Source organism: Microbispora amethystogenes (genome assembly GCF_016863015.1).
In the GTDB taxonomy this organism is placed as follows: Bacteria; Actinomycetota; Actinomycetes; order Streptosporangiales; family Streptosporangiaceae; genus Microbispora; species Microbispora amethystogenes.
This window is the reverse complement of the sequence record NZ_BOOB01000012.1, coordinates 1-19,855: the sequence shown is the minus strand read 5'-3', so window position 1 is coordinate 19,855 and position 19,855 is coordinate 1. Positions and strand designations below refer to the sequence as shown.

Genomic DNA, 19,855 nt, shown 5'->3' with positions numbered 1-19,855 from the left:
ATCGCCCGGGCGGGATTACGGTCCGTCCGGCCGGCCGCTACCGGCTTGTCCGGTGTTTACGCAGGCCAGGGCGAAACCTGAATTCCGGCTCAGTCGGATCCGATGGCGTGGCTGCGATTCTGGCACGAGATGCCTCTCTGGCCCGGGTTGGTGATCACTGATCGTGAACCACGAGGAGTTCCACACGTACGTCCAGTCCCGCGGGGCGGCGCTGCTCCGGGTGGCCAACCAGCTGACCGGCAACCCCAGCGACGCCGAGGATCTGCTGCAGACCGCCCTCGCCCGCACGTACCTCGCCTGGGACCGCATCCGCGACCGGTCGTCGCTCGACGGCTACGTGCGGCGGGCGATGGTCAACATCAACATCTCCTGGTGGCGGCGGCGCAAGCTGGAGGAGTACCCCTCCGAGGCCCTTCCCGACGTACCGGCGCAGCAGGACGCGCGGCACCGGTACGACGAGCTGGAGCAGGCGCTCGACCGGCTCCCCACCCGGCAGCGTACGGCGATCGTGCTGCGCTACTACGAGGACATGACCGAACCCGAGATCGCCAGGACACTGGGGATCAGCGTGGGCACGGTCAAGAGCACGGTCTCGCGGGGGATGGCGAAGCTGCGCGGCGATCTGGTCGTCCCCGATCCCCGGGAACGGGTGAACTGACCGCCGCGCGGCTCTGGTATCACGCTGCTCAGGTCTCGCAGACCACGCCGTCGCCGTCACGGTCGTCGTACCAGTCGTACTCGACGTCGATGCCCCGGATGTACGGCCCGTAGCCGGCCTTGTTGGCCTCCGCGCAGGTGTCGAACTTGGGATCCGTGGATCCGTCGTCACCCGTCGCCGTGGGGGTGGGGGTCGGCGTGGCAGTCGGCGTCGGGGTGGGTGTGGGGGTGGTCGTGCCGCCGGTCAGCCCGTCGGGGTCGGGGCTGGCGGACGCGCCGGGCGCGGGGGACGCGCCGTCGGCGGGCTCCACCGCGATGTCTCCCGACGATCCGGGCGGGACCTGGATCGAGCCGCGCTTGTCGTAGGTGTCGGCCGCCCAGCAGGGCCCCGACCACATGCCCCGGCCCTCGGCCTGGGCGCGCATCTGCTCGGCGAACTGCCAGTCGGTGTAGCTGTGGTCGGGCAGGTAGGGCACGGCCTGGGCGAACCCGCTCCGGACCATGTCACCGTTGACGTACAGGCCCTTGGGCGACCACGTGTAGACGAGGATGCGGTCGTTCTCGGTCACCTGCTCGGCGGCCCGCACGTAGGCCGGCTTGCCGGCGGGAAGCAGCGCCTTGAGCCGCGCGACCGCGCCTTCGTACCAGCAGTCGCCCTTCTCCGGCGCGTCCGCCTCCAGGAGACCGATCCGTACGGTACGGCCGCTGGAGGTCACCACGTCGAGGGCGTCGCCGTCCACGATCTTCTTCACCGTCACCTCGACGGCGTCCTTCGGTACGGTCTTCGGCCGGGGGGTCTTCGTGGCCTTCGCGGTCGTGCTCGGGGTGGCGCTGGGGCTCGGCGTCGCGCTCGCGCTCGGGCTGGGGGTCGCGCTCGGAGTGGGGCTCGGGCTCGGCGTCGCGCTCGGACTGGGGCTCGGACTCGGGGTGGGACTCGGGCTCGCGGCGGCGAAGGCGCTGGTGGACGCGGCCGCGGGAACCGCGAGGACCGCGGTGGCGAGGACGGCGAGTGCGTGTGAGGGGAAACGCACGAGTGCTCCATTGGCTGGGGTACGGGGGACACGTCGGCTTCGTGGAGCCGTTTCCTGGATTACGGAGTCCACCAGAAAACGATCGTATGCGCCAGTCCGTCCGGTCAGTTCCCTCGAATCACGATCCCTGTTCGGGTCAGCCCGTCCTGGTCCGCGACGGCCTCCCGGCTCCGTCCGCTCCCGCGGTCGCGCAGGGCCGTACGACGTCGCGGATCACCCGCAGGGTCCCCAGGAAGTCGGCGAGTTGCTCGTCGGTCAAAAGGCCGGTGAACCACGTCTCGATGTCCTTGACGTGCTCGGGGAGCACGGTCCGCAACCGGTCCGCCCCCGCCTCGCTCAGCACCGCGTACGACGCGCGGCGGTCGCTCGCGCACGCGTGCCTCTCGACGAGTCCCTCACGCTCCAGGCGGTCGACGACGCGGGTGATCCCGCTGGTGGACAGCGAGGTCTGGGCCGCGAGGTCGCTCATCCGCAGCCGTCGCTCGGGCGAGCGGGCCAGCCGGATCAGGGTCTCGAAGTCGACCTCGGACAACCCGGCGGCGACCAGGGTGGGGGTGGTCTTTGCGGACACCCCGGTGAAGACCTCCGCGAACAGGCCCATCGCCGTGAGCCGCGGGTCGTCGAATGGATCCATGGTCCGAGTCTACGCCAGGATAGTTGACGCGAGGAATATCCTCCGGTAGAAAATTGCTCAGTAAGACATCCGCACCGCAACGATCTGGGGAGCAGCCATGAGCATCCGTGAGTGGGAGGGCCTGAAGGTCCCGACGGCCGGCGAGTTCACGCTCGACAAGGCGCACACGCGCGTCGGCTTCGTCGTCAAGCACATGATGGTCAGCAAGGTCCGCGGGCACTTCGCCGACTTCGACGGCAAGATCGTCATCGCCGAGAACCCGCTTGAGTCCACCGTCGAGGTCGCCATCAAGACCGGCACGATCGAGACCGGCGCGGCCGACCGTGACGGGCACCTGCGCAGCGACGACTTCCTGGGCGCCGACAAGTTCCCCGAGATCACCTTCCGCAGCAAGCGCGTGACCGGCCTGTCCGGCAACGAGTTCACGCTCGTCGGCGACCTCACCGTGCGTGACGTCACCAAGGAAGTCGAGCTCAAGGTCGAGTTCAACGGCGCCGCCAACAACCCGTGGGGTCAGGAGATCTTCGGCTACTCCGCCGAGACCGAGATCGACCGCGAGGACTACGGCCTGACCTGGAACCAGGCGCTGGAGACCGGCGGCGTCCTCGTCGGCAAGAAGGTCAAGATCGAGATCGAGGGCGAGGCCGTCCGTCAGGCCTGAGCCTGTGGACTGCGCCGGCCGAAATCCACACCTTGTGCACAGCCGTCATCCACAGCCTGTGGACGACGGCTGTGCCCTTGTATAAGACCAGCTCACCCGGCGGTCACGAACATCCTGGCGTACGCACCGGCGGTAGCCGGCGTACCGCCCGCCGACGCGCAGAGCGGCGCCGTTGCCCGCTTGAAGCGGTCCGATCCGGTGCCGTGTTGCGGCCCTGCAGCGGGTGGTCGAGACAACACCACACCTCACCCGGCAATCCGCTTTGCCGCGTTGCGCGATCGCCGGTACGCTGTGCTGAGCACGCGCTACCAGGAGGCTTCGCCTAGTCAGGTCTATGGCGCCGCACTGCTAATGCGGTTTGGGTCTTAAGCCCATCCGGGGTTCAAATCCCCGAGCCTCCGCAGTTCAGAGCCCCTCTCGTCCTCACCGACGAGAGGGGCTTTTTGATCTCCACAGGGCCTCAAGTTGCAGTTCCGGTTGCAGTTACTCTCAGTCCTCGCCCACAGGGCCGCCCCCATGCGCTCGCTGGCGTCCTTCACCTGGGGACTGGCGATGTGGGTGTAACGCTCGGTGGTCGTCACCCGCGCGTGGCCGAGGATCTCCTGTACGACGCGGATGTGGACGCCTTGCTCGACAAGGAGCGTCCCGGCGGTATGGCGGGCGTCATGGAGGCGGGCTTCCCTGACCCCGGCCTGGCGCAGGAGCGCCTTCCACATCTTGTAGTCCTCGCTGCGCTCCATCGGCCGGCCCCGCCTCGGGAAGAGCAGGTCGTGATCCTCCCAGAGCTCGCCAGCTGTGTCGCAGCGGGGGCAGACGGTGGGCGTCAAGGTATGGAAGAAGGCCCGTGCGAGCGCTGCTTCCTCGCCTGGTGTGACCGCGACGTGCTCGGCGCCGCCCCGAAGGTCGCCGCACGGGCGATCCGGGCGGCCGCCGTGCCGTGAGCGCGGAACGCGTCAGGCCCACCGGCTACTTCCCGGGGTGTATCCGCGCCGGCGCCTACGCCGCCGGGGACGGCAGCGGGAAGAGACGCCGGGAGGACGATGCCCGGCAGGCGCCGGAACGGCGATCATCGGGGATCTGCCTTTCTCCGGGACACGGGTGCGAGCGCTGACCCGTGCCCGGGCCCTCGATCCGCACGGGAGCGACATGACGACTACGACCGACCGCCAGGAACTGTTCCACGCCATGCTGACCCGGCTTCCCGGGGAGCTGTCCTTCGGCGAGGAGGACCCGGGGCGGATCCTGGACCGCTACTACACGCCGGACATCGAGCATCACAACGACGGCATCCCGCTCGACCGCGAGCGGCTCATCGCGCACGCGCGCCCCGCGCGCAAGAACGTGCTCGCCGTCCGGGTCGAGGTGCGCGAGGTGCTCGTGGCCGGCGACCGGGCCGCCGCCCGTTTCACCCTGGCGGCGTCCTCTACAGTCCCAGCCGTGACCGTCGCGCGTTCTCTCCTGCTGTTCGCCGTCGCCGCGCTCGCGGAGATCGGCGGGGCCTGGCTGGTGTGGCAAGGAGTGAGAGAACACCGCGGGCTGCTGTGGGTCGGGGCCGGATTCGTCGCCCTGGGCTCCTCGCCGCCTACGGGGCGTTTTCGTCGCGGGCTCGCTGGCATGGGGCATCGTGGTGGACGGCTTCCGCCCCGACCGATGGGACCTGATCGGGGCGGCCGTCTGCCTGCTGGGTGTCCTCGTCATCACGTACGCACCGCGCGGCTAGGTGTACTTGGCGCAGAGCCCTCGGCCACTTGAGTACAAGAACGGATGGCCCGAAGATCTCCCGTCCCCCACTCTCGAAATGTGGAGACGACGGATGTATCGAAGACGGCGGAATCAACGCTGCGCCTGCGGAACACAGGAGTAGCCGCGATCGCAGGAGCGGTCGCCGGAAGCATAATCGGGCCCGAGACGTCGGCGATCTTCGACCTCGAGGTCGGTGGGCTGGCGACCGTGGGCGCTCCCTTCGGCGCCGCCGCCGGCATCCTGGTCGGCGTCGCCGCGCGAGGACTGCTCCGGCAGGGCACTCCACCCTCCGTGCATGCTCAGCACCGGGCGTCCCGGGCGACCACGTCGGCGGCGGGATTCCTGATCGGGGGTGCGGTGTTGTCAGCGGTCCTCTGGGACGTGGCCCTCCGCGAGGCCCGGGAGCTGGACGCGATCCTCGTCCTGGCCTTGCTCCCGCCGATCGCACTTCTCATCATCAGCCTGGTAACGCTCGCGGTGGGCGTTCTCCGCCGGCGGGCCACCGCCCGATGGGCCGCGGTCGTCGTGTGCGTCTGCGCGTGCGCCGCCGCCTTCTCGCGGCTGCTGGCCGAACTGTCCATTCCGCTCCGCAGCCCGGACTGGGCGGGCTATCCCTTCGTTCCCGAGTGGAAGTCGTCCGTCCTCCAGACGGGGCTTCTCCTGGCGATCCCCATGGCCGTCACGGCCTTCCTGCTGTCCCCGGCGGCACGCCGCGACTTCAGCCGATCGACCGGGCCGGGTGCGGCCTGAACTGGTACAGCCGGACTTACCGCCCATACGGCCAGGTCACCGATGCTCTGGCAGGGGCTCTGGCGCAGTGAGAGCCCGGCTCACCGCTTCCGCGACCTTGCCGATGCCGTATTCCAGACGGCGGAAGTACGTGGCCCTGGACAGGTGGAGGCGATGCGCGAGGAGGTCGTGGCCTCCGGCACGGGTGAGGTAGTACAGGCGCAGGATCTCCCCGGCTTCGGCGTCCACGGCGGACGCCGACGACGCCAGGGCCTCCACGGCCTGCCGCATGAGGTCGGCGAGCGCGGGCTCCGGCCGCGGGCCCGCGGCGGAGGTCCGGGCCTGCGTGCGGATCCCCCGCAACGCGGTGCGGACGAGCTCGGCCGTCTGGCCGGGGCCTTCAGAACGAGGGTCCCGCATCCGCCGCAGCCACGCGGACATGTTCTGTTCGGTGAACGTGCGGGCGTAGAGGGCGCTCGGCCGGCCGCACCGGTAGACGTCGTGCCGCGTGTCGCCGATGCGGCGCAGGCCGAAGCGCGCCGCCATCTCCTGGTAGGGGATCCACGGCGTGGACACCACGAGCCCGCCGCCGGCCATCCCCGTGGTGAGAATGTGACGGACGAGTGCGGGCTGTGCCCGGGCGAACCGCGGCTCGACCGCCAGCATGCCGACGACCGATCCGCACCGCCCGAGGTTCAGCACCGTGTCCGCGTACTGCTGGAGCAACGGCTCCAGTGCCGGTGCGGCGTCGGGATCCAGCGGCGTGAGGTTGGTCATTCCCACCGCGTGGTCGTCGCTGTCCACCGCGAGGTGGAAACCATGGTCGGCGCCAGACAGCCACAGATCGCGCATCCGGTCCACCTGGCGTTCCGCCAGGCCCTCGGCCTCGCCCCACAACCGGAGCAGCCGGCCGATCGCCTCGTCGTCGCCGTCTGCGGCGCGCCGCACCGAGAACTCGCCGCGCTCGTCGGCGTACAGGTCGCGGCGCGCACGCCGCCTTCCGGACAGATAGAGGACCTGGTCCGCGATCCGGGCCCGCAGCGGCGGGTCGGCTGCGTGAGCCAGCTGACGGTGACGATGCTCGGCGGCGCGCGCGGCCATCTCGTCGCGGAGGACCGGGTGACGCCAGCGGTAGGCGAGGTCGAAGAGCGTCCGGTACGGCTCGGCGACGGTCAGCCCGTGACGGTCCGGGCGGATCACGCTCAGCCGTCTCAGCCGCGAGAAGGCCCGGGATGGCAGCCGCACCAGGGCGGTGAGGAGATCCTCGTCCGCACCGTCGACGGCGGCCACGATCGGCAGCGCCCCGGGAGGAATCCCCCGGGACTCCGCGCTCAGGCGACGCAGCACCTCGGTGGCCGCCGCATCGGCCAGCGCACCCTCCGGGCCCGGTTCGCCGCCTCTCAGGATCGCCCGGCACAGCGAATCCGCGATGAGCGGGATCCCACCGCTGAGCCGTACGACCAGGTCGCCGTGCGCCGGGTCCGGCACCCCGAGCGCGCGGGCCAGCCCGCGGATGCCCGCGGGCGACCAGGGCCGGAGCTCGACCGTGACGATCGGCCTGTGCGCCCATCTGGGCCGCGCGGCCAGGGGCAGCCGGCTGGCGATAAGAAACCGGCCGTGACCGGCTCGGTCCAGGAAACGCGACACCGCGTCCGCACGGCGGTCGGTGTCGACTCCGTCGACGGCGAGCGGTGCGCCGCCGCTCAGGTGGACCTCGTCCGGCGTACGGGAAAGGTCCACGAATCCGGATGACAGCGTCGCGAGCAGACGGCTCTTGCCGACCCCGAGCGGGCCGACGACGTTGACGATCGCCGACGCGTGCTCGGCGCCCACCTCGCCCAAAGCCGTGACGACACCACGGGCGGCCTCCTCGAAGGCGACCGGCACCGCGTGCGAGCCGCCCTGGGCGGAGGGGCGGAGGTTGAGACCCTGTTGAGACTTCGCCTGCGACGAGCGCCAATACGTTCGGATCACGTCGAGAACGGAGAGGTGATCATGTTCAGTGTCATCCGCGCACGCGCCGGAGCCGCCGCCGTCGCCATCGGTGCGATGAGCGTCCTCGCTGTGACCGCCCAGCCCGCCCAGGCCGCCGTCAACCCGGCCAACTGCCGGTTCAGCTACAACCTGTCCATCGGACGCGTGGCCGCCGACTGCTGGAACAGCACCGGATCGGGATGGTATCTCCAGCTCACCTGCGACCGCTTCAGCGGCAGGCCGCCCTACTACGTCAGAGGATCGATCATCTACGGCAGCGGCGTGTCGGCCGCGCAGTGCGACGCGCACATCTCCGAGATCGGAGACCTCGTGATCGTCAACCTCTGAGCCGGCGTCCACCGGATCGCACGGCGGCGGCTGCTGTTTCGGCCCGCTCATGCGGCCGAGCTGTACGTCACCGAGGTCTCACCCGGCGACGTGCAGGAAGAGCGCATGGATCTCCCTTCGGGAGGCACACCCGCGATGCGGGGCGACGGGGGGGAAGAGCGGTTCCAGCGCATCGTGAGCCGCCTGACAGGTGCTGTCAAGATCCACCAGCACCTCCCCCGTGTGAAGATGCTCGCCACTCGCCACGTGACGAGGCCGGCATCCCCGAATCTCCGGCAGCCGGCGCGGTCGTGGTCAGCCCGGTTCCATCCCGGGACGCCGGAACCGCCGTGGCAGGCCGGCCCGGCGGGCGTGGATCGTCGTCATCGCCAGCTCCAGCGTCTGTTCCGGGGGCGCTTCGGTGTCGATCTCCGTCGCGTCGGGCCAGGGCGCCGTCGTCACCGTCATCGCCGCCGCGATCGCCTGGTCCGCGTCCGCTTCCCGAACCGGTGTTTCGCCTTCGACCAGTTCGGACCGTTGTCGATCCGGCCCTGCCACGGCACCACCTGGGCCAAGCGGTGCAGGCCCGACCGGCTGCCGGCCGCCTACCGGCGCACCCACGGCATCCGCTACTTCCACGGCTGCTACAGCCTGGGCGATGACCTGCTGTGGGGCATCACCCACGCTGCCGCCCTTCCCCATGTACGCGGCTCTCCCGCGCTCGGAGTACTACGGCGGCTCCGTCCCGTCTGCGCCTTCGGCCGACGTCGCGCCTATCCCCACCCCAACCCTTCCGGGAGAAGGGCAGCCGGGGAACGCACGCAGACGGTTCCCACGTTCGCTGTCGTCCGATCAACAGGTTAGGCACCCGGCTCTGCCCCTGCGGCATCGCCACCGGCTACTCCCGTAGCTCTTCACCCGTGGCCTCCGGCCGGACCCCCGCAGACCCGACCAAGAGTTCCCCCACCTCAACTCGCCCGGCGGGGTGCGCACCGCAAACCAGCCCACATCCACCGGGTTAGAGCTGGTGGAGCGTCAAGAGGCGTACCGACACCGGTTCCTCGCGTATACCTTCCCGTCTCGCTTGCCGCGCCCGACCCATCCGGCAGTGCTCAGCCGACACGGCTTTGTCGAGGCTGCTCCCACCCTCCCCGGCGACCCCCGGTTCAGGCTGCCTGCAGCTTCACCCCGCCGCTACGACGACGAGGAGACGGACGGTCTCTCACCTCCGTTCGGACAAACAGCGCCTCGTGGCGCACGCGGGGGCGCTCCGGCTCCGGCATGGCGTGGAGCTAAGAGCGCGAGCCGCAGGTGGTTGAGGTAGGAGCCGCGCTTTCCTCCTGCCATCGACCCAGGCAGAGCCCAGCAGACCAACTCCTCAGTTCTAGTTGCAGTCACCCTCAGTCCTCGCCCCGCAGGGCGGCTCCGATGCGCTCGCTGGAGTCCTTCACCTGGACTGGCGATGGAGTCGTTGGTCGCCAGCGGCGTTCGTGCGCGCGGCACCATCGGGGTGGTCGTCCGGCAAATCGGGAGGGCCGACTACGTGATCAGATCACGGCATGGGCGAGCCGACGCGATGCAGTGTTCCGTCAGGGTCGACGTAGCCGAACTCCCGGAGTCCGTAGGGAGTGTCGTGAGGCTCGCCGAGGCGGCCGGTGACGTCCGCTGCGACCCATTCGGCGTACAGGGCATCGGCGTCTGAAACATAGATGTACACGGTCGCGGCAGTGCGGGCAGGATCGTGCTCGTTCCACTCGGTGAGATGGAGCGAAACCGACCCCCGAGCGACGAACCCATATCCAGGGTCATCTTCGGACTGCCGCACCGAAAACCCCAGGTGGTGGTAACGCTCAAGCGCGGCGGCCAGATCACGGACGGGGATCACGGGCGCCACGGCCTCGAAGACAACCTTGCTGTCCATGGCCTCTCCTACGGCTGTCGGCATGGGAGCGATGTGAGGCTATGCGGTGGCTCTGACAGTTTCACGGGTGGCTCAGGTATTTCTTGGCGCCTCCGGCTCCGGGATGCGCCGAACTGGAGAGGCGGAGGTGTGCGCGTCCGTGCAGGTCACGGGCCCTCTCTTGCTGCAGCGGCCTACCGCCGCGGCCTGGCGACCTGACAGCTCCCCCGCCGACCCGGGCGCGGCGACAAGATCCACACCATTGCGCTAGTTGTCGGCCATCCTTGGCGCCGTATCGTCCGGATCAGTGATCCTGTCTGCGCGAGAAGGGACCGGAATGTCCGACGATGCGGTGCAACGCGTTTTCCGATCAGTCGATTCGTTCGATCCTGACGAGTTCGGGCGACTGCTGGCCGAGGACGCCACGCTGGTGTTCGGCAACGCCGAGCCGCTGGAGGGGCGTGAGGCCATCGTCGCCGGGCTCCGGGAGTTCTACTCCACCATCGGCGGCCTGCGGCACCGGGTCGTACGGAACTGGCAGGTGGATGCCGACATCATCGCCGAGACCGAGGTGACCTACCGGAGGCTGGACGGCAAGGACGCGAGCGCCGTAGCCGTGTCGATCTGGCGCAGCCGCGACGACGGCCTGATCTCGGACTACCGCATATTCGTCGATCTCGCCCCCATCTACGCGGTCTGATGGCTGCGAAATCCGTTCGCCCTGGACCGGACGCCGCTGACATACTCCGGCAGCGTGACAGCGGACACTGGCCCGGACCTGACGGAAGCCGTACGACGAGGGTGTGACCGAGTCATGGTCTCGTCGTTCACCTTCCAGGCTCCTGGCTTCTGCCAGCGCCACGGCTACGTCGAAGCCGGCCGGATGCCCGGCATCCCCGGCGATCACGAGGACGTGTACATGCTCAAGCGGCTGACCTCGTAAAGGACCCGTGGACACCGGCACCCGGGATGACGTGGAGCGGGAGCGACGAGCCCTACTCCGCTCCCGGGAAGACCACCCTGGATTGCGGGCTGTTCAGCCAGTCCAGGTCCAGGTAGGCGCCGCTGTCCAGCTCGACCAGTGACATCGCCCGTGCGTGCGACAACCGGGCAGACGGCTCCGGCAGCCGACGCAGCAGGTGATCCAGCGCGTGGGGATCCGGCCCGTACACGTCGTCAGGGCGCAGATCGGGCATGACGAGACGCAGACGCCCGTCGGCCGCGTAGGAGAGAGCGCCGTTCCCGTTGACGGTCCATTCCAGGTGCCACACCCGAGCGCCTGCGCTCAGCCGCTCCAATCGCGAGGGTTCGTAGTGGGAGAAGAGCCCACCCTCAAGGTCAAGGAGCATGATCGACGGGCCTGAGTCGTCGATGAACACCCCGTCGCCCTCCACCTCGGATTCCTCGATGCCGAAGCCGGGCCCGGCGACCAGCGCGGCCACGTCGTCGATGCCGATCGGCTCGATGAGCGACTGGACGACCGTCCAGGACAACCCGACGTCAAGGAACTGGGCGACGTCAAGCAGACGCTGGTAGTGCGCGACGAGATCTTCATGTGCCATGGTCGAATGATCACAGGCTGATGGAGGGGGCGGCTGTGGGTTCTTCGTACGTTGTCACCGGGGGTGGGCGGGGCATCGGCCGGGCGATCGTCGAGCGACTCCTCGGCGATGAGAACACCGTGGCCGTGATCGAACTCGACCCGGTGGCGCTCGAGTGGATCCGTACTCACCCCGCCGGTTCCCGGCTGATCGCGGTGGCGGGCGACGCCGCCGACGAGACCGTCACCGAACGGGCCGCCGACCTGGCGCAGGCGGCGGGCCCGCTCGCCGGCTGGGTCAACAACGCCGCCGTGTTCCGCGCGGCCTCGCTCGACTCCCCGTCGGCGAGCGAACTCCTGGCTCTCATCGGGGCCAACTTCGACCCCGTGGTCGCCGGCTGCGTGACGGCGATCCGCCGCTTTCTCGACGCCGGTACGGCCGGGGCGATCGTCAACGTCTCGTCCCATCAGGCGCAGCGGCCGGTGCGTGGCTCCCTGACGTACGCGACGGCCAAGGCCGCGACCGAGGGGCTCACCCGGGCGCTCGCCGTCGACTACGGCCCGCGCGGCATCCGGGTCAACGCCGTCGCTCTCGGCTCGATCAGCACCGAACGGTACGAGGCGTTCCTGCGCCGCCAGGAGCCCGCGGTGGCCGCGCGGATCGAGAACGAGATGGGACTGCTGCACCCGCTCGGCAGGGTCGGCCGCCCGGAGGAGGTGGCCGCCGCCGTCGCCTACCTGCTGTCCGGCGACGCGAGCTTCGTCAACGGCGCGACCGTTCCCGTCGACGGCGGACGGTCGGTGCTCGGACGCGACCCCGAAGAGGCGTGAGATCGGCCCAGTCGTCACGACAAAGCCGCGTTTTCCGCCTCGGTCAGGAGAGGGTGCGGCGGCGCTGGTGCTCGACGATGTCGATGAGTGTGGCCTTGAAGGCGGAATAGACGTCACGGCCGAGGCGATGGGCGTGCCGCTCCTGCAGGGCGGCCATGATGCCGTCGGCGGCACGCATCTGGGCCAGGCCGCGCTCGGTCGGGCACACCAGCTTCGCCCGGCGGTCGGCCGGATCGGGGCGGCGCTCGACGTACCCGAGGGCCACGAGTTCGTCCACCAGCGTCCCGATCACCTGCTTGTGCTGTCCGGACAACCGCGCCAGTTCGGTCGCCCGCAGCCCTGCCGCGTCGATGTAGGCGAGCACGGCGCCGTGGCGTGGGTGCAGGTCGTCGAAGCCCTGTGCGGCGAGCGTCGAGAACAGTTCCCTCTGTATGGCGAACAGCAGTCGCCCGGCCAGCACCCCGAGGTCGGGGCTGGTCGCGTTCCGTTCGGCTCGGGTGACCACCGCCACCTCCTCTGGCTGCTGTCGGGAGCGGCCTGCCGCCGCCGTTGACCGAATGCCAATCGTAGGGTGACCGGCCCGGCCGCGAGGTTCTGGGCCGTACGTACGCCTGCCGTTCCGGGCGAGGTCCTCGGGGGTCGGCCCGACTCGCCGATATCAGTAATTTCCAGTGACTAATGATCCCACGCGGGGATGTCGTCGACTGCCGCGGCCTGGTCGGCTCCGGACGGTCGTCGCCGCCGGGAAATATCGAACCAACTGGTCTTTCTCCCCTATGACCAATGGCCGGATGGAAGGAGCTTGTACGTCTGTGAGGCGTGACCTACGCTGCCAATGGTAATAATCACTGACTATCTGGAGGTCCCGGCTCGGTGCCCCCGCCGTACCGGCCTCGTCAGGAGCGAAGATGTCCGTCATCGAGCTGACCACGTTCACTGTGAAGCCGGAGAAGACCGCCGCCCTGCTGGCCGCGCGGCCCGGCATGCTGCGAGCCTTCCGCGAGGACCGCCGGGGCTTCCTCGACGCCCGCCTCGTACGGGTCGCCGACGACACGTGGCTCGACTTCGTGGAGTGGACCGACGACGCCGCGTGGGACGAGTCCAAGGCGAAGGCGGCGAACCGGCCGGAGATCGCCGAGTTCTTCGCCGCGATCGACGAGCTGGTGAGTGTACGGCGGGGAGTTCGCTATGACGACGCGGCAAACGGAGCGCGTGTGGTCAGGACCATCGCCTCCGGCCCGGAGCCCTCGCAGGCCGGTTAGCCGTACCTGCTCGTGACCGCCGTACGGCCGATCAGGGCAGGGCGTCGGTCAGCCGGCGACGGAGCGGCGCCTCGTTGGCCGGATCGGTGCACAGCGTCAGGGTCAGCCCCGCTGTGCCCGCCTCTCCGGCCGCTCCGGCCAGTACGGCCAGCAGGGTGGCGAACTGCTCGGCGGGTTCGGCGGCGAGCAGGTCCTCGGCGTGTTCGACGACCAGATGGACGTTCCCGATGTCGCGGAGCGAGTCGGTCAGCGCGTCCCAGTTGTGGCCGAAGTAGCCGGGGAGGCGCAGCACCCGTGCCACCTCCGCGAAGAAGGCGGCACGGGTGCGGCAGGCCCGCCCGTCGACGACCGCCGGGGCCCGGCCGGTGGTGATCGTGAGCCATGCGGGCAGCGGACGCGGGGCGGAGGCCATGAGAGATTCCTAGAGCCGGTAGAAGTCGGTGTAGTGGTTCGGCGAGAACCAGGTCACGCCGGTGCTCCGGTTGACGACGATCCGGTAGGCGTCCCGCGCGGCGCCGCGCGCCCGGGAGTACACGTCGTACTCGTAGTAGGTGGCGCCGCTCGGCAGCTGACCCTCTCTGTTGTAGAAACGGCCGCCGGTGTAGTTGTACCTGCCGTCCGGCCAGGAGTACCAGCCGGCGCTGGTCGGGTATCCCTTCCCGGCCCAGATCGAGTTGGCCGAGCGCGCGTCGGCGCAGCGCGAGATGGTGCAGGAACCGTAGACCGCCGCCTGGGCGGGAACGGTGCCGGTCACCGTGGTCAGGGACACGACGGCGGCGATCAGGGCGATGAACCGGGCCGGCCAGGATGACCGGAAGCGTCGCGGAGTCCGCACGAGACCTCCTTGCAGAGGCGAGGGGGATGGACAATCGCCAGCATCACCCCGAAATCGGGTCCGACCAAGGTAAAGATCGCCAAAGGTATGGTGAACTCCCGGCCGCGTCGCCGTACACGCTCGGTTCCTTGTGAACGGGCGGGTGGGTATGACACCTGATAACGAGTATGCCCGGATGGTCGAGTACCGATCAGCCGGTGCTCGCCGCCGGGCGAGGATCGGGGGATCCGATGCTGAGATCGCTCATCGCCACGGTCACGACCGTGGTCGCGACGCTGTCAGCGGTCACCGCCGCACACGCCGCTCCGCCGGATGCCAGCGACCAGGACAAGGCGTTCCTGGTCAGCGCGCATCAGGACAACCTCACGGAGATCGAGGGCGGGCAGACCGCCGAGAGGCAGGCCGAGAGCCAGGCGGTCAAGGACGCCGGAAGCCGGTTAGTGAAGGACCACACCACCCTCGACGAGCAGGTCACGAAGGTCGCCGCAAAGTACGGGGTGGACCTGCCGGGCCGGCCGTCGGAGAAGCAGCAGGCCGAACTGCGGAAGTTCGCCGCCAAGAGCGGCGCCGCGTTCGACCGGGCATGGGTCCCGGCGCAGGCCGAGGATCACCGCGCGACCCTGGTGGCGCTGGACAAGGAGGCGTCGACCGGTTCCTCCGAGAAGGTGCGGCAGCTCGCCCGGGACGCCAAACCGGTGGTGAAGGAGCACCTCGACCTCATGGAGAGCATCCAGAGTGGGGGATGAGGGCCGGTGCCGGCCGTGACGGACTGGCCGGCACCGCCGGCCAGTCCTGTCGCGGGGATGGTGCTCACCGGAGCAGCGTCACGACCAGCCAGATGACCAGTGCCCAGAAGACCAGACCCGCGATCACGGCCGCGACGAGTCCGCGAAGGCGGTACCGCCTGCCGGGCGGGCCTGGTGGCTCGTTCACGTTCCCTCCCGCGGAGGCGGCCCGGTGTCCGCCTGCGTGCCCTGTCGTATACCCCCGGTCACACGCGCTTTCCGCCGCGTACCAAGGTGTGACGGTGACGGAGAGCGACGGCGTGACAAGGGTTCCCCCGAGGACCAGTGTGCGCATCGGCGGCGCGCCAAGGTAGCCATGCGGCCGGTTCCGGTCAGCCGTTCGTCGCGGCTCCCGCCGGGCGCGAACGGTCCCGCGTACGGGCGGCTTGACCGTGTGCGGGGCGGATTATTGGCACAAGCAGGGGTGAGGGGTCTGGTAGAGTTACACGCGTTGCCGAGCACAGCAAGTGAACAGGCAGCCAAGCGGCCGTAGCTCAATGGATAGAGCATCTGACTACGGATCAGAAGGTTAGGGGTTCGAGTCCTCTCGGCCGCGCACAGTCACAGAAGACCCGCGACCAGGGAAAACCTGGTCGCGGGTCTTTGTGTATGTCGGAACACTTCGCGATCTTGCTAACGTCCTTGCTAACAGCTCGTCTCAAACGTCTACCGTCGGTGTGCGGTCTGCTGTCAGCATCTATGCTGCCCGCTGGCGCCGCCCTGCGTCGTTGGTCACGAACAACGAATGCGGCGTACTGGGCCGAGAAGGTCAGGCGAATCCGCGAGCGTGACGTGGAAACGACAGGTTGCTCGCCGCGGCGGGTTGGCTCGCGATGCGCGTCTGGGAACACGAAGACCCTCAAGACGCTGCCGCAAGGGTCGCCTGCACAGTGACAGTCCGAAGATCCTCCGACCGTGCCACCTGGGAGCATTAAGCGATCACACGCCATGCCCACGCCTCCGGGGCGTACAAACCTTCTTGCCACGGTCCATGTCGGTATCCATCTGCCGCCGGCTAAAGAAGGACGGTGGCGCGGTGCTCCGAGAGGCGAACTAGGTGACAGATAGAGCAGGTGCAGCACCTGGCGCCCCGGATCACGGTGCGGTCAAGGCCCGATCTGGGTGAATGGAGCCTTCATCCGATATCCGCTTCTCGGTATGAGAGGTCGACCCCCGCTCCAACGGAGCGCTCTTGCTAACGCGGCTGCTAACAACAGCCGTGGACAGGTCTGGACGATGCTGGACGGAATGACCTCATCAACGCCGCCTGACCAGGTCCAACGAGATGACGGTGGACGGCCCTGGACGATCGTGTAATAACTCGTAATGAAGGGCTCAGTCTCGGAAAGTGATGGGCGCTCGGTGCGACTGGCTCCAGGAGTGACCACAGTGGGGCCAGTAGTTCCTCGGAGATCTCGTTGGCGCGGAGTACCAGGTCGTAGGGCTCCTGAGCCACCGGGGATGAAGTCGAGCCCGAGGGCGCGAGCGGCGGTGAGGATGCCCATGCCGGCATCCGCTTGGCCGCGAGCAGCTCGGCCTTCTCCGTGCTGGTCAACCCCGGATCCAGCGCCCGGTCGATGCGATCCTGCCGCCGCCACGTGTAGATCGTCTACGTGCTGATGTCCAGATCGCGGCCAGGCCGATGACCTTACGTCCAATCTTGATCAGGTTCAGTACCTTTCGGCGGAACTCCGGCGGGTAGCCACGCCGTCCTATGCCACTTTTCTCTCAGCGAGTGGCACAAGAATCCAACAATGTACGTCCACTTAACCTGGGAACACCAAAGCTCCAGAAATCCCGGCGCGGTTCAATGCCGGATGGGTTCAGTGACCGGGTGGCCTCGGCGCTTGGGGCTTCGCTACCCGCAGTTGCCAAAGGTCTTGCGGCCACCGGTCGCCTCGGCGAAGTCCGGCCGGGTGTCTCGGGTGCTGCCCCAATACGAGACGCACTTGCCGCGCGCCTTCACCTTGACCGGCCCGGCGTAGTACTTGAATTTGCCCGCGTCGGTCTTCGGCTTGCTGCCCTTCACCGTCAGGGTGGCGGTGGTGTAGGTGGCGGTCCGGTAGAAGGCGGTCTTGATGCTGACCACGCAGTTGTAACCGGTCCTGCGGTTGTACATGAGGTAGACGTAGCCGAAGGTGTCACGTCCGGACTTGAGGGGACGGGAGCCGTCCTTCACCCGGGCGAACCCCGCCCCGCAGACGCCCTCGGGAGTGTAGGGGGCGGAGGCCGCGTACGCCGTGTATGCCGGATTGGCCGCGAGAACGCCTACGGCCAAGGCCGTCACGGCGACGACCTTCGTAACAGACCTAATCACTTGTCTACCCTCCGATGGTGGACCGGGGCGCATGCCACAGCGGATCACCCATCGATCTTGGCTTATCCCCGTACTTCCCGGCAATGGCAAGGCCTGGCCGAAAGGCCGGTGCCCCATATCGCGGCGAGAGCCCAGGCGGCCTCGCACCAGCTCGCCGGGCCCAAGGCGCGCCTCCTCGGCATGCGGCTGGCCGGGGCGGAATTCACCGGTCCGTGGATCTCGCCGGGCCCCGAGGTGTTGGAGGACCTCTTGGGGTGCGCGGGCGATCCAGTGCCTGATCGCCGCGTAACAACGGATTACAGCTGCTCGAAAAGCGGCCAAGGCGAGGGCTCAGGAGGCCATCGCCGCATCGAAATGTCTCCACGCTTTCGGGGATTGCCAGAGCATCTGAGTATGCCTTCCCGACTGACGTTCCGTTCCGGTCGGCGCAGTAGAGCGCTCGAAACGGCCACCGTCGGTGCTCGCTTCGCGGCGCCCGCGCGTCTCGCTCGCCATGGAAACACCTGTCAGGCGGCGCGTACGCCTGTACGGGGAGCACGTCGAACAGGCTGACAACACGATCTCGTTGTGGACGGCGCGAGCGATCCGAAACCGTGGATCCGCCAGCAGGAATCACCTGTCAGCGCTCGCCACCAGGAGAAACGATGAAGCCGCCGTCATGCGCCGCCGCCCTGCTCGCCTGCCTGACCGGAGTGTCCGGGATGCCGGCGGCGCGGGCAGCCGACGTCAGGGCCCTTCCACGCGTGAACATGGAGGCCACTGTCAAGGCGGCCCAGATCGACCCGCGGCGGTCTGACGACAAGCCGACCCCGGGCGCCAGGGCCGGCGTGCTTCTCGTCGAGCGGGCGCTGCGCGACCGGCACCTGCTCGACGCGAAGTGGGTGGACGGTTACTTCGGCACCACGACGGTCGTCGCCTTCGCGAGGTTCCAGAGGTCGCTCGGCCTCACCGGTCTCGCCGCCGACGGCCTTCCGGGCAAGGCGTCGCTCGCCAGGCTCGGAGCCGGCCGTTTCACGGTCACCCACACCATCGGGCCGGGTGCTCGGGTCTCCGTCGGTGGCGTCGTGGTCGACACCCGCACGCGGAACATGCTGGTCGAGGCGGAGCGGCTGCTCGGCCGCGATCTCGTGCTGTTGCAGGGGTCGTACAACCGCGGCGGCGACCCCACGTCCGCGGGCACCCACGACGGTGGCGGAGTCGTCGACATCTCGGTCGAGGGGATGCGTTCCGCCACCCGCGTCGCCGTCGTCCGTGCGTTGCGACGTGTCGGCTTCGCGGCCTGGGTGCGTAACCCCGATCAGGCCGACTGGCCGTGGCACATCCACGCCGCCGCCATCAACGACACCGACCTCTCCAGCCAGGCCCAGCACCAGATCGGTGACTACTACCTCGGCCTGAACGGGCTCGCCGGCCGCGGCCCGGACGACGGCCCGAAGGTGACCATCCGCACCTGGGAGGAGTACCAGCGCCGCTGACCACCCGAAACCCAGGCTGCACCGACACGAAGGAGAACATCATGGGAACGCTCAACAAGATCCTCACCACGGCGGCCGCCGCGACCGTGCTCGGCGGGGCGGTGCTCGCCACCGCTTCGCCCGCCTCGGCTGCCACTCGCAACGGCGTGTGCGAGGCGGGTGAGTTCTGTTACTACTTCAACAGCGGCGCCAAGGGGTCGCTGTCCGACTTCACCGGATCGGTGGCCGACTACGGCACCCGGCAGCCCTCCTGCTTCGACTTCAAGGGACCCGGCGCCGGTAAGGGCAAGTGCGTCAAGAACGCCGCCGCCTCGGTCTGGAACCGCAGCGGTAAGACCGTCCGGGTCTACTTCAACAGCAACTACGGCGGCAGCGTCTACCAGGACTTCGCACCCGGCGCCAGGGGCAACCTCAAGCCCGGCCTCAAGAACCAGAACGCCTCCCACCAGTTCGGCCCGTCGTCGTCGACGCGCGTCAACATGTCGTACGCGCTGTACACCACGGGCGGCGGCTACATCAGCTGCGGCTTCGACGGTTACGTCCACACCTCCGGCCGGCATGAGGGCATCGACATCAAGCGCAGCGTGGGTTCGGCTGTCCACGCCCTGGTCAACGGTCAGATCATCAACGTCGTGTACGGGCGCAACGGCGGCAAGGGGCTCTCCACCATCGCTGTCTACAACGCCTCGTCGAACAAGACGATCATCTACCTGCACTCCGCTCCGCTGTCCTCGCTGCGTGTGGGCCAGCAGATCGCGCGCGGCCAGATCATCGCGAACGAGGCGTGGCACGGGGTGTCGTCCAGGAAGGCCGCGCACACCCACGTCGAGATGCGCCCCGGACGGCAGAAGCTCGCAGCCAAGAGCGTCGGCGACCCGAATCTGAGCAACCCGAACCCGAACTCGTTCTGGGTCTCCCAGGGCTACAACGTCCGCTGACGCAGAGGAAGGCAACTGTGTCTCCACGAACCGCACGGCTGATCTCGCCTCTGGCCGCGGCGGCCGCCGCGACCGTGCTCGGTGGGGCGGTGCTCGCCACCGCTTCGCCCGCTTCGGCGGCCACTCGCAACGGCGTGTGCGAGGCGGGTGAGTTCTGTTACTACTTCAACAGCGGCACCAAGGGATCGCTGTCCGACTTCACCGGATCGGTGGCCG

24 protein-coding genes, 2 tRNA genes and 2 pseudogenes are annotated in these 19,855 nt (G+C 68.8%); 16 read left to right on the top strand and 12 right to left on the bottom strand.

Annotation, left to right across the window (positions count from 1 at the left end):
* Positions 1-157: 157 nt before the first annotated feature.
* Entirely contained in the window at positions 158-658 is a 501-nt protein-coding gene (locus Mam01_RS08445) for a SigE family RNA polymerase sigma factor (protein ID WP_150933790.1), read from the top strand.
* 28 nt (positions 659-686) lie between these two features.
* Here Mam01_RS08445 and Mam01_RS08440 read toward each other — a convergent pair whose 3' ends face one another.
* Both Mam01_RS08440 and Mam01_RS08435 read right to left on the bottom strand, forming a co-directional pair.
* A complete protein-coding gene (locus tag Mam01_RS08440; RefSeq protein ID WP_204284834.1) occupies positions 687-1,688 on the bottom strand; it encodes a thermonuclease family protein in 1,002 nt (333 codons plus the stop codon).
* A gap of 136 nt (positions 1,689-1,824) precedes the next feature.
* The gene (locus Mam01_RS08435) at positions 1,825-2,322 is read right to left on the bottom strand and encodes a MarR family winged helix-turn-helix transcriptional regulator (RefSeq protein ID WP_204284833.1); all 498 of its coding nucleotides are present in this window, start codon (positions 2,320-2,322) and stop codon (positions 1,825-1,827) included.
* A gap of 97 nt (positions 2,323-2,419) precedes the next feature.
* On the opposite strand from Mam01_RS08435, the gene Mam01_RS08430 reads away from it, so the two are divergent.
* Positions 2,420-2,983 (top strand): YceI family protein, encoded by a 564-nt coding sequence (locus tag Mam01_RS08430; RefSeq protein WP_150933793.1) that lies wholly within the window; start codon positions 2,420-2,422, stop codon positions 2,981-2,983.
* Positions 2,984-3,294: 311 nt separating this feature from the next.
* Positions 3,295-3,384, top strand: a tRNA-Ser gene (locus Mam01_RS08425).
* Here the strand turns inward: Mam01_RS08425 and Mam01_RS08420 are convergent.
* Positions 3,349-3,810, bottom strand: a complete 462-nt coding sequence (locus Mam01_RS08420) for a tyrosine-type recombinase/integrase (RefSeq protein ID WP_204284832.1) — start codon at positions 3,808-3,810, stop codon at positions 3,349-3,351. The two genes, Mam01_RS08425 and Mam01_RS08420, sit on opposite strands and share 36 nt — an antisense overlap.
* A 319-nt stretch (positions 3,811-4,129) precedes the next feature.
* On the opposite strand from Mam01_RS08420, the pseudogene Mam01_RS36450 reads away from it, so the two are divergent.
* The 3 genes and pseudogenes from Mam01_RS36450 to Mam01_RS08410 all read left to right on the top strand — a co-directional run.
* A pseudogene (locus Mam01_RS36450) lies at positions 4,130-4,393 on the top strand (nuclear transport factor 2 family protein); the annotation flags it as partial.
* Positions 4,394-4,420: 27 nt separating this feature from the next.
* A pseudogene (locus Mam01_RS08415) lies at positions 4,421-4,703 on the top strand (YnfA family protein).
* Positions 4,704-4,933: 230 nt separating this feature from the next.
* Positions 4,934-5,476: a hypothetical protein gene (locus tag Mam01_RS08410; protein WP_204284831.1), complete on the top strand. Its 543-nt coding sequence runs from the start codon at positions 4,934-4,936 to the stop codon at positions 5,474-5,476.
* A gap of 36 nt (positions 5,477-5,512) precedes the next feature.
* On the opposite strand, the gene Mam01_RS08405 is transcribed toward Mam01_RS08410, so the two are convergent.
* On the bottom strand, positions 5,513-7,429 hold the full coding sequence (locus Mam01_RS08405; RefSeq protein ID WP_204284830.1) for a hypothetical protein: 1,917 nt from the start codon (positions 7,427-7,429) through the stop codon (positions 5,513-5,515).
* A 21-nt stretch (positions 7,430-7,450) separates the two neighbouring features.
* On the opposite strand from Mam01_RS08405, the gene Mam01_RS08400 reads away from it, so the two are divergent.
* A complete protein-coding gene (locus Mam01_RS08400) occupies positions 7,451-7,777 on the top strand; it encodes a hypothetical protein (RefSeq protein ID WP_204284829.1) in 327 nt (108 codons plus the stop codon).
* 294 nt (positions 7,778-8,071) lie between these two features.
* Here Mam01_RS08400 and Mam01_RS37610 read toward each other — a convergent pair whose 3' ends face one another.
* Together Mam01_RS37610 and Mam01_RS08390 are read right to left on the bottom strand one after the other, a co-directional pair.
* Positions 8,072-8,440, bottom strand: a complete 369-nt coding sequence (locus tag Mam01_RS37610) for a hypothetical protein (RefSeq protein ID WP_204284828.1) — start codon at positions 8,438-8,440, stop codon at positions 8,072-8,074.
* An 868-nt stretch (positions 8,441-9,308) separates the two neighbouring features.
* The gene (locus Mam01_RS08390) at positions 9,309-9,677 is read right to left on the bottom strand and encodes a bleomycin resistance protein (RefSeq protein WP_204284827.1); all 369 of its coding nucleotides are present in this window, start codon (positions 9,675-9,677) and stop codon (positions 9,309-9,311) included.
* A 316-nt stretch (positions 9,678-9,993) separates the two neighbouring features.
* On the opposite strand from Mam01_RS08390, the gene Mam01_RS08385 reads away from it, so the two are divergent.
* Together Mam01_RS08385 and Mam01_RS08380 are read left to right on the top strand one after the other, a co-directional pair.
* Positions 9,994-10,356 carry a nuclear transport factor 2 family protein gene (locus tag Mam01_RS08385; RefSeq protein WP_204284826.1) on the top strand — a complete coding sequence of 121 codons (363 nt, stop codon included), beginning with the start codon at positions 9,994-9,996 and terminating at the stop codon, positions 10,354-10,356.
* Between the two features lie 54 nt (positions 10,357-10,410).
* Complete coding sequence (locus Mam01_RS08380; protein WP_204284825.1) at positions 10,411-10,599, top strand: GNAT family N-acetyltransferase; 189 nt, start codon at positions 10,411-10,413, stop codon at positions 10,597-10,599.
* Positions 10,600-10,651: 52 nt separating this feature from the next.
* Here the strand turns inward: Mam01_RS08380 and Mam01_RS08375 are convergent, their stop codons facing one another.
* Positions 10,652-11,218, bottom strand: a complete 567-nt coding sequence (locus tag Mam01_RS08375) for a hypothetical protein (protein WP_204284824.1) — start codon at positions 11,216-11,218, stop codon at positions 10,652-10,654.
* Positions 11,219-11,253: 35 nt separating this feature from the next.
* Between Mam01_RS08375 and Mam01_RS08370 the strand changes: the two genes are divergently transcribed.
* A complete protein-coding gene (locus Mam01_RS08370; protein ID WP_239101136.1) occupies positions 11,254-12,027 on the top strand; it encodes an SDR family NAD(P)-dependent oxidoreductase in 774 nt (257 codons plus the stop codon).
* Between the two features lie 43 nt (positions 12,028-12,070).
* Here the strand turns inward: Mam01_RS08370 and Mam01_RS08365 are convergent, their stop codons facing one another.
* Positions 12,071-12,532: a MarR family winged helix-turn-helix transcriptional regulator gene (locus tag Mam01_RS08365; protein ID WP_204284822.1), complete on the bottom strand. Its 462-nt coding sequence runs from the start codon at positions 12,530-12,532 to the stop codon at positions 12,071-12,073.
* Positions 12,533-12,935: 403 nt separating this feature from the next.
* On the opposite strand from Mam01_RS08365, the gene Mam01_RS08360 reads away from it, so the two are divergent.
* Complete coding sequence (locus Mam01_RS08360) at positions 12,936-13,289, top strand: putative quinol monooxygenase (protein WP_204284821.1); 354 nt, start codon at positions 12,936-12,938, stop codon at positions 13,287-13,289.
* 31 nt (positions 13,290-13,320) lie between these two features.
* Here Mam01_RS08360 and Mam01_RS08355 read toward each other — a convergent pair whose 3' ends face one another.
* Both Mam01_RS08355 and Mam01_RS08350 read right to left on the bottom strand, forming a co-directional pair.
* Positions 13,321-13,701 (bottom strand): barstar family protein, encoded by a 381-nt coding sequence (locus tag Mam01_RS08355; RefSeq protein WP_204284820.1) that lies wholly within the window; start codon positions 13,699-13,701, stop codon positions 13,321-13,323.
* A gap of 9 nt (positions 13,702-13,710) precedes the next feature.
* Entirely contained in the window at positions 13,711-14,124 is a 414-nt protein-coding gene (locus tag Mam01_RS08350) for a ribonuclease domain-containing protein (protein ID WP_204284819.1), read from the bottom strand.
* Between the two features lie 230 nt (positions 14,125-14,354).
* Here Mam01_RS08350 and Mam01_RS08345 point away from each other — a divergent pair, with 230 nt between their 5' ends.
* Positions 14,355-14,870, top strand: coding sequence for a DUF4142 domain-containing protein (locus Mam01_RS08345; RefSeq protein ID WP_204284818.1), 516 nt, complete (start codon positions 14,355-14,357; stop codon positions 14,868-14,870).
* Between the two features lie 64 nt (positions 14,871-14,934).
* Here the strand turns inward: Mam01_RS08345 and Mam01_RS37245 are convergent, their stop codons facing one another.
* On the bottom strand, positions 14,935-15,057 hold the full coding sequence (locus Mam01_RS37245; RefSeq protein WP_263641824.1) for a hypothetical protein: 123 nt from the start codon (positions 15,055-15,057) through the stop codon (positions 14,935-14,937).
* Positions 15,058-15,392: 335 nt separating this feature from the next.
* Here Mam01_RS37245 and Mam01_RS08340 point away from each other — a divergent pair.
* Positions 15,393-15,465: transfer RNA gene (locus Mam01_RS08340), tRNA-Arg, on the top strand.
* Between the two features lie 1,302 nt (positions 15,466-16,767).
* Here Mam01_RS08340 and Mam01_RS08335 read toward each other — a convergent pair.
* On the bottom strand, positions 16,768-17,226 hold the full coding sequence (locus tag Mam01_RS08335; protein ID WP_204284817.1) for a hypothetical protein: 459 nt from the start codon (positions 17,224-17,226) through the stop codon (positions 16,768-16,770).
* A 644-nt stretch (positions 17,227-17,870) separates the two neighbouring features.
* On the opposite strand from Mam01_RS08335, the gene Mam01_RS08330 reads away from it, so the two are divergent.
* The 3 genes from Mam01_RS08330 to Mam01_RS08320 all read left to right on the top strand — a co-directional run.
* A complete protein-coding gene (locus Mam01_RS08330) occupies positions 17,871-18,701 on the top strand; it encodes a peptidoglycan-binding domain-containing protein (protein ID WP_204284816.1) in 831 nt (276 codons plus the stop codon).
* A gap of 41 nt (positions 18,702-18,742) precedes the next feature.
* On the top strand, positions 18,743-19,639 hold the full coding sequence (locus tag Mam01_RS08325; RefSeq protein WP_204284815.1) for a peptidase inhibitor family I36 protein: 897 nt from the start codon (positions 18,743-18,745) through the stop codon (positions 19,637-19,639).
* A gap of 17 nt (positions 19,640-19,656) precedes the next feature.
* A partial coding sequence (locus tag Mam01_RS08320; protein ID WP_204284814.1) for a hypothetical protein occupies positions 19,657-19,855 on the top strand: 199 nt, incomplete at its 3' end.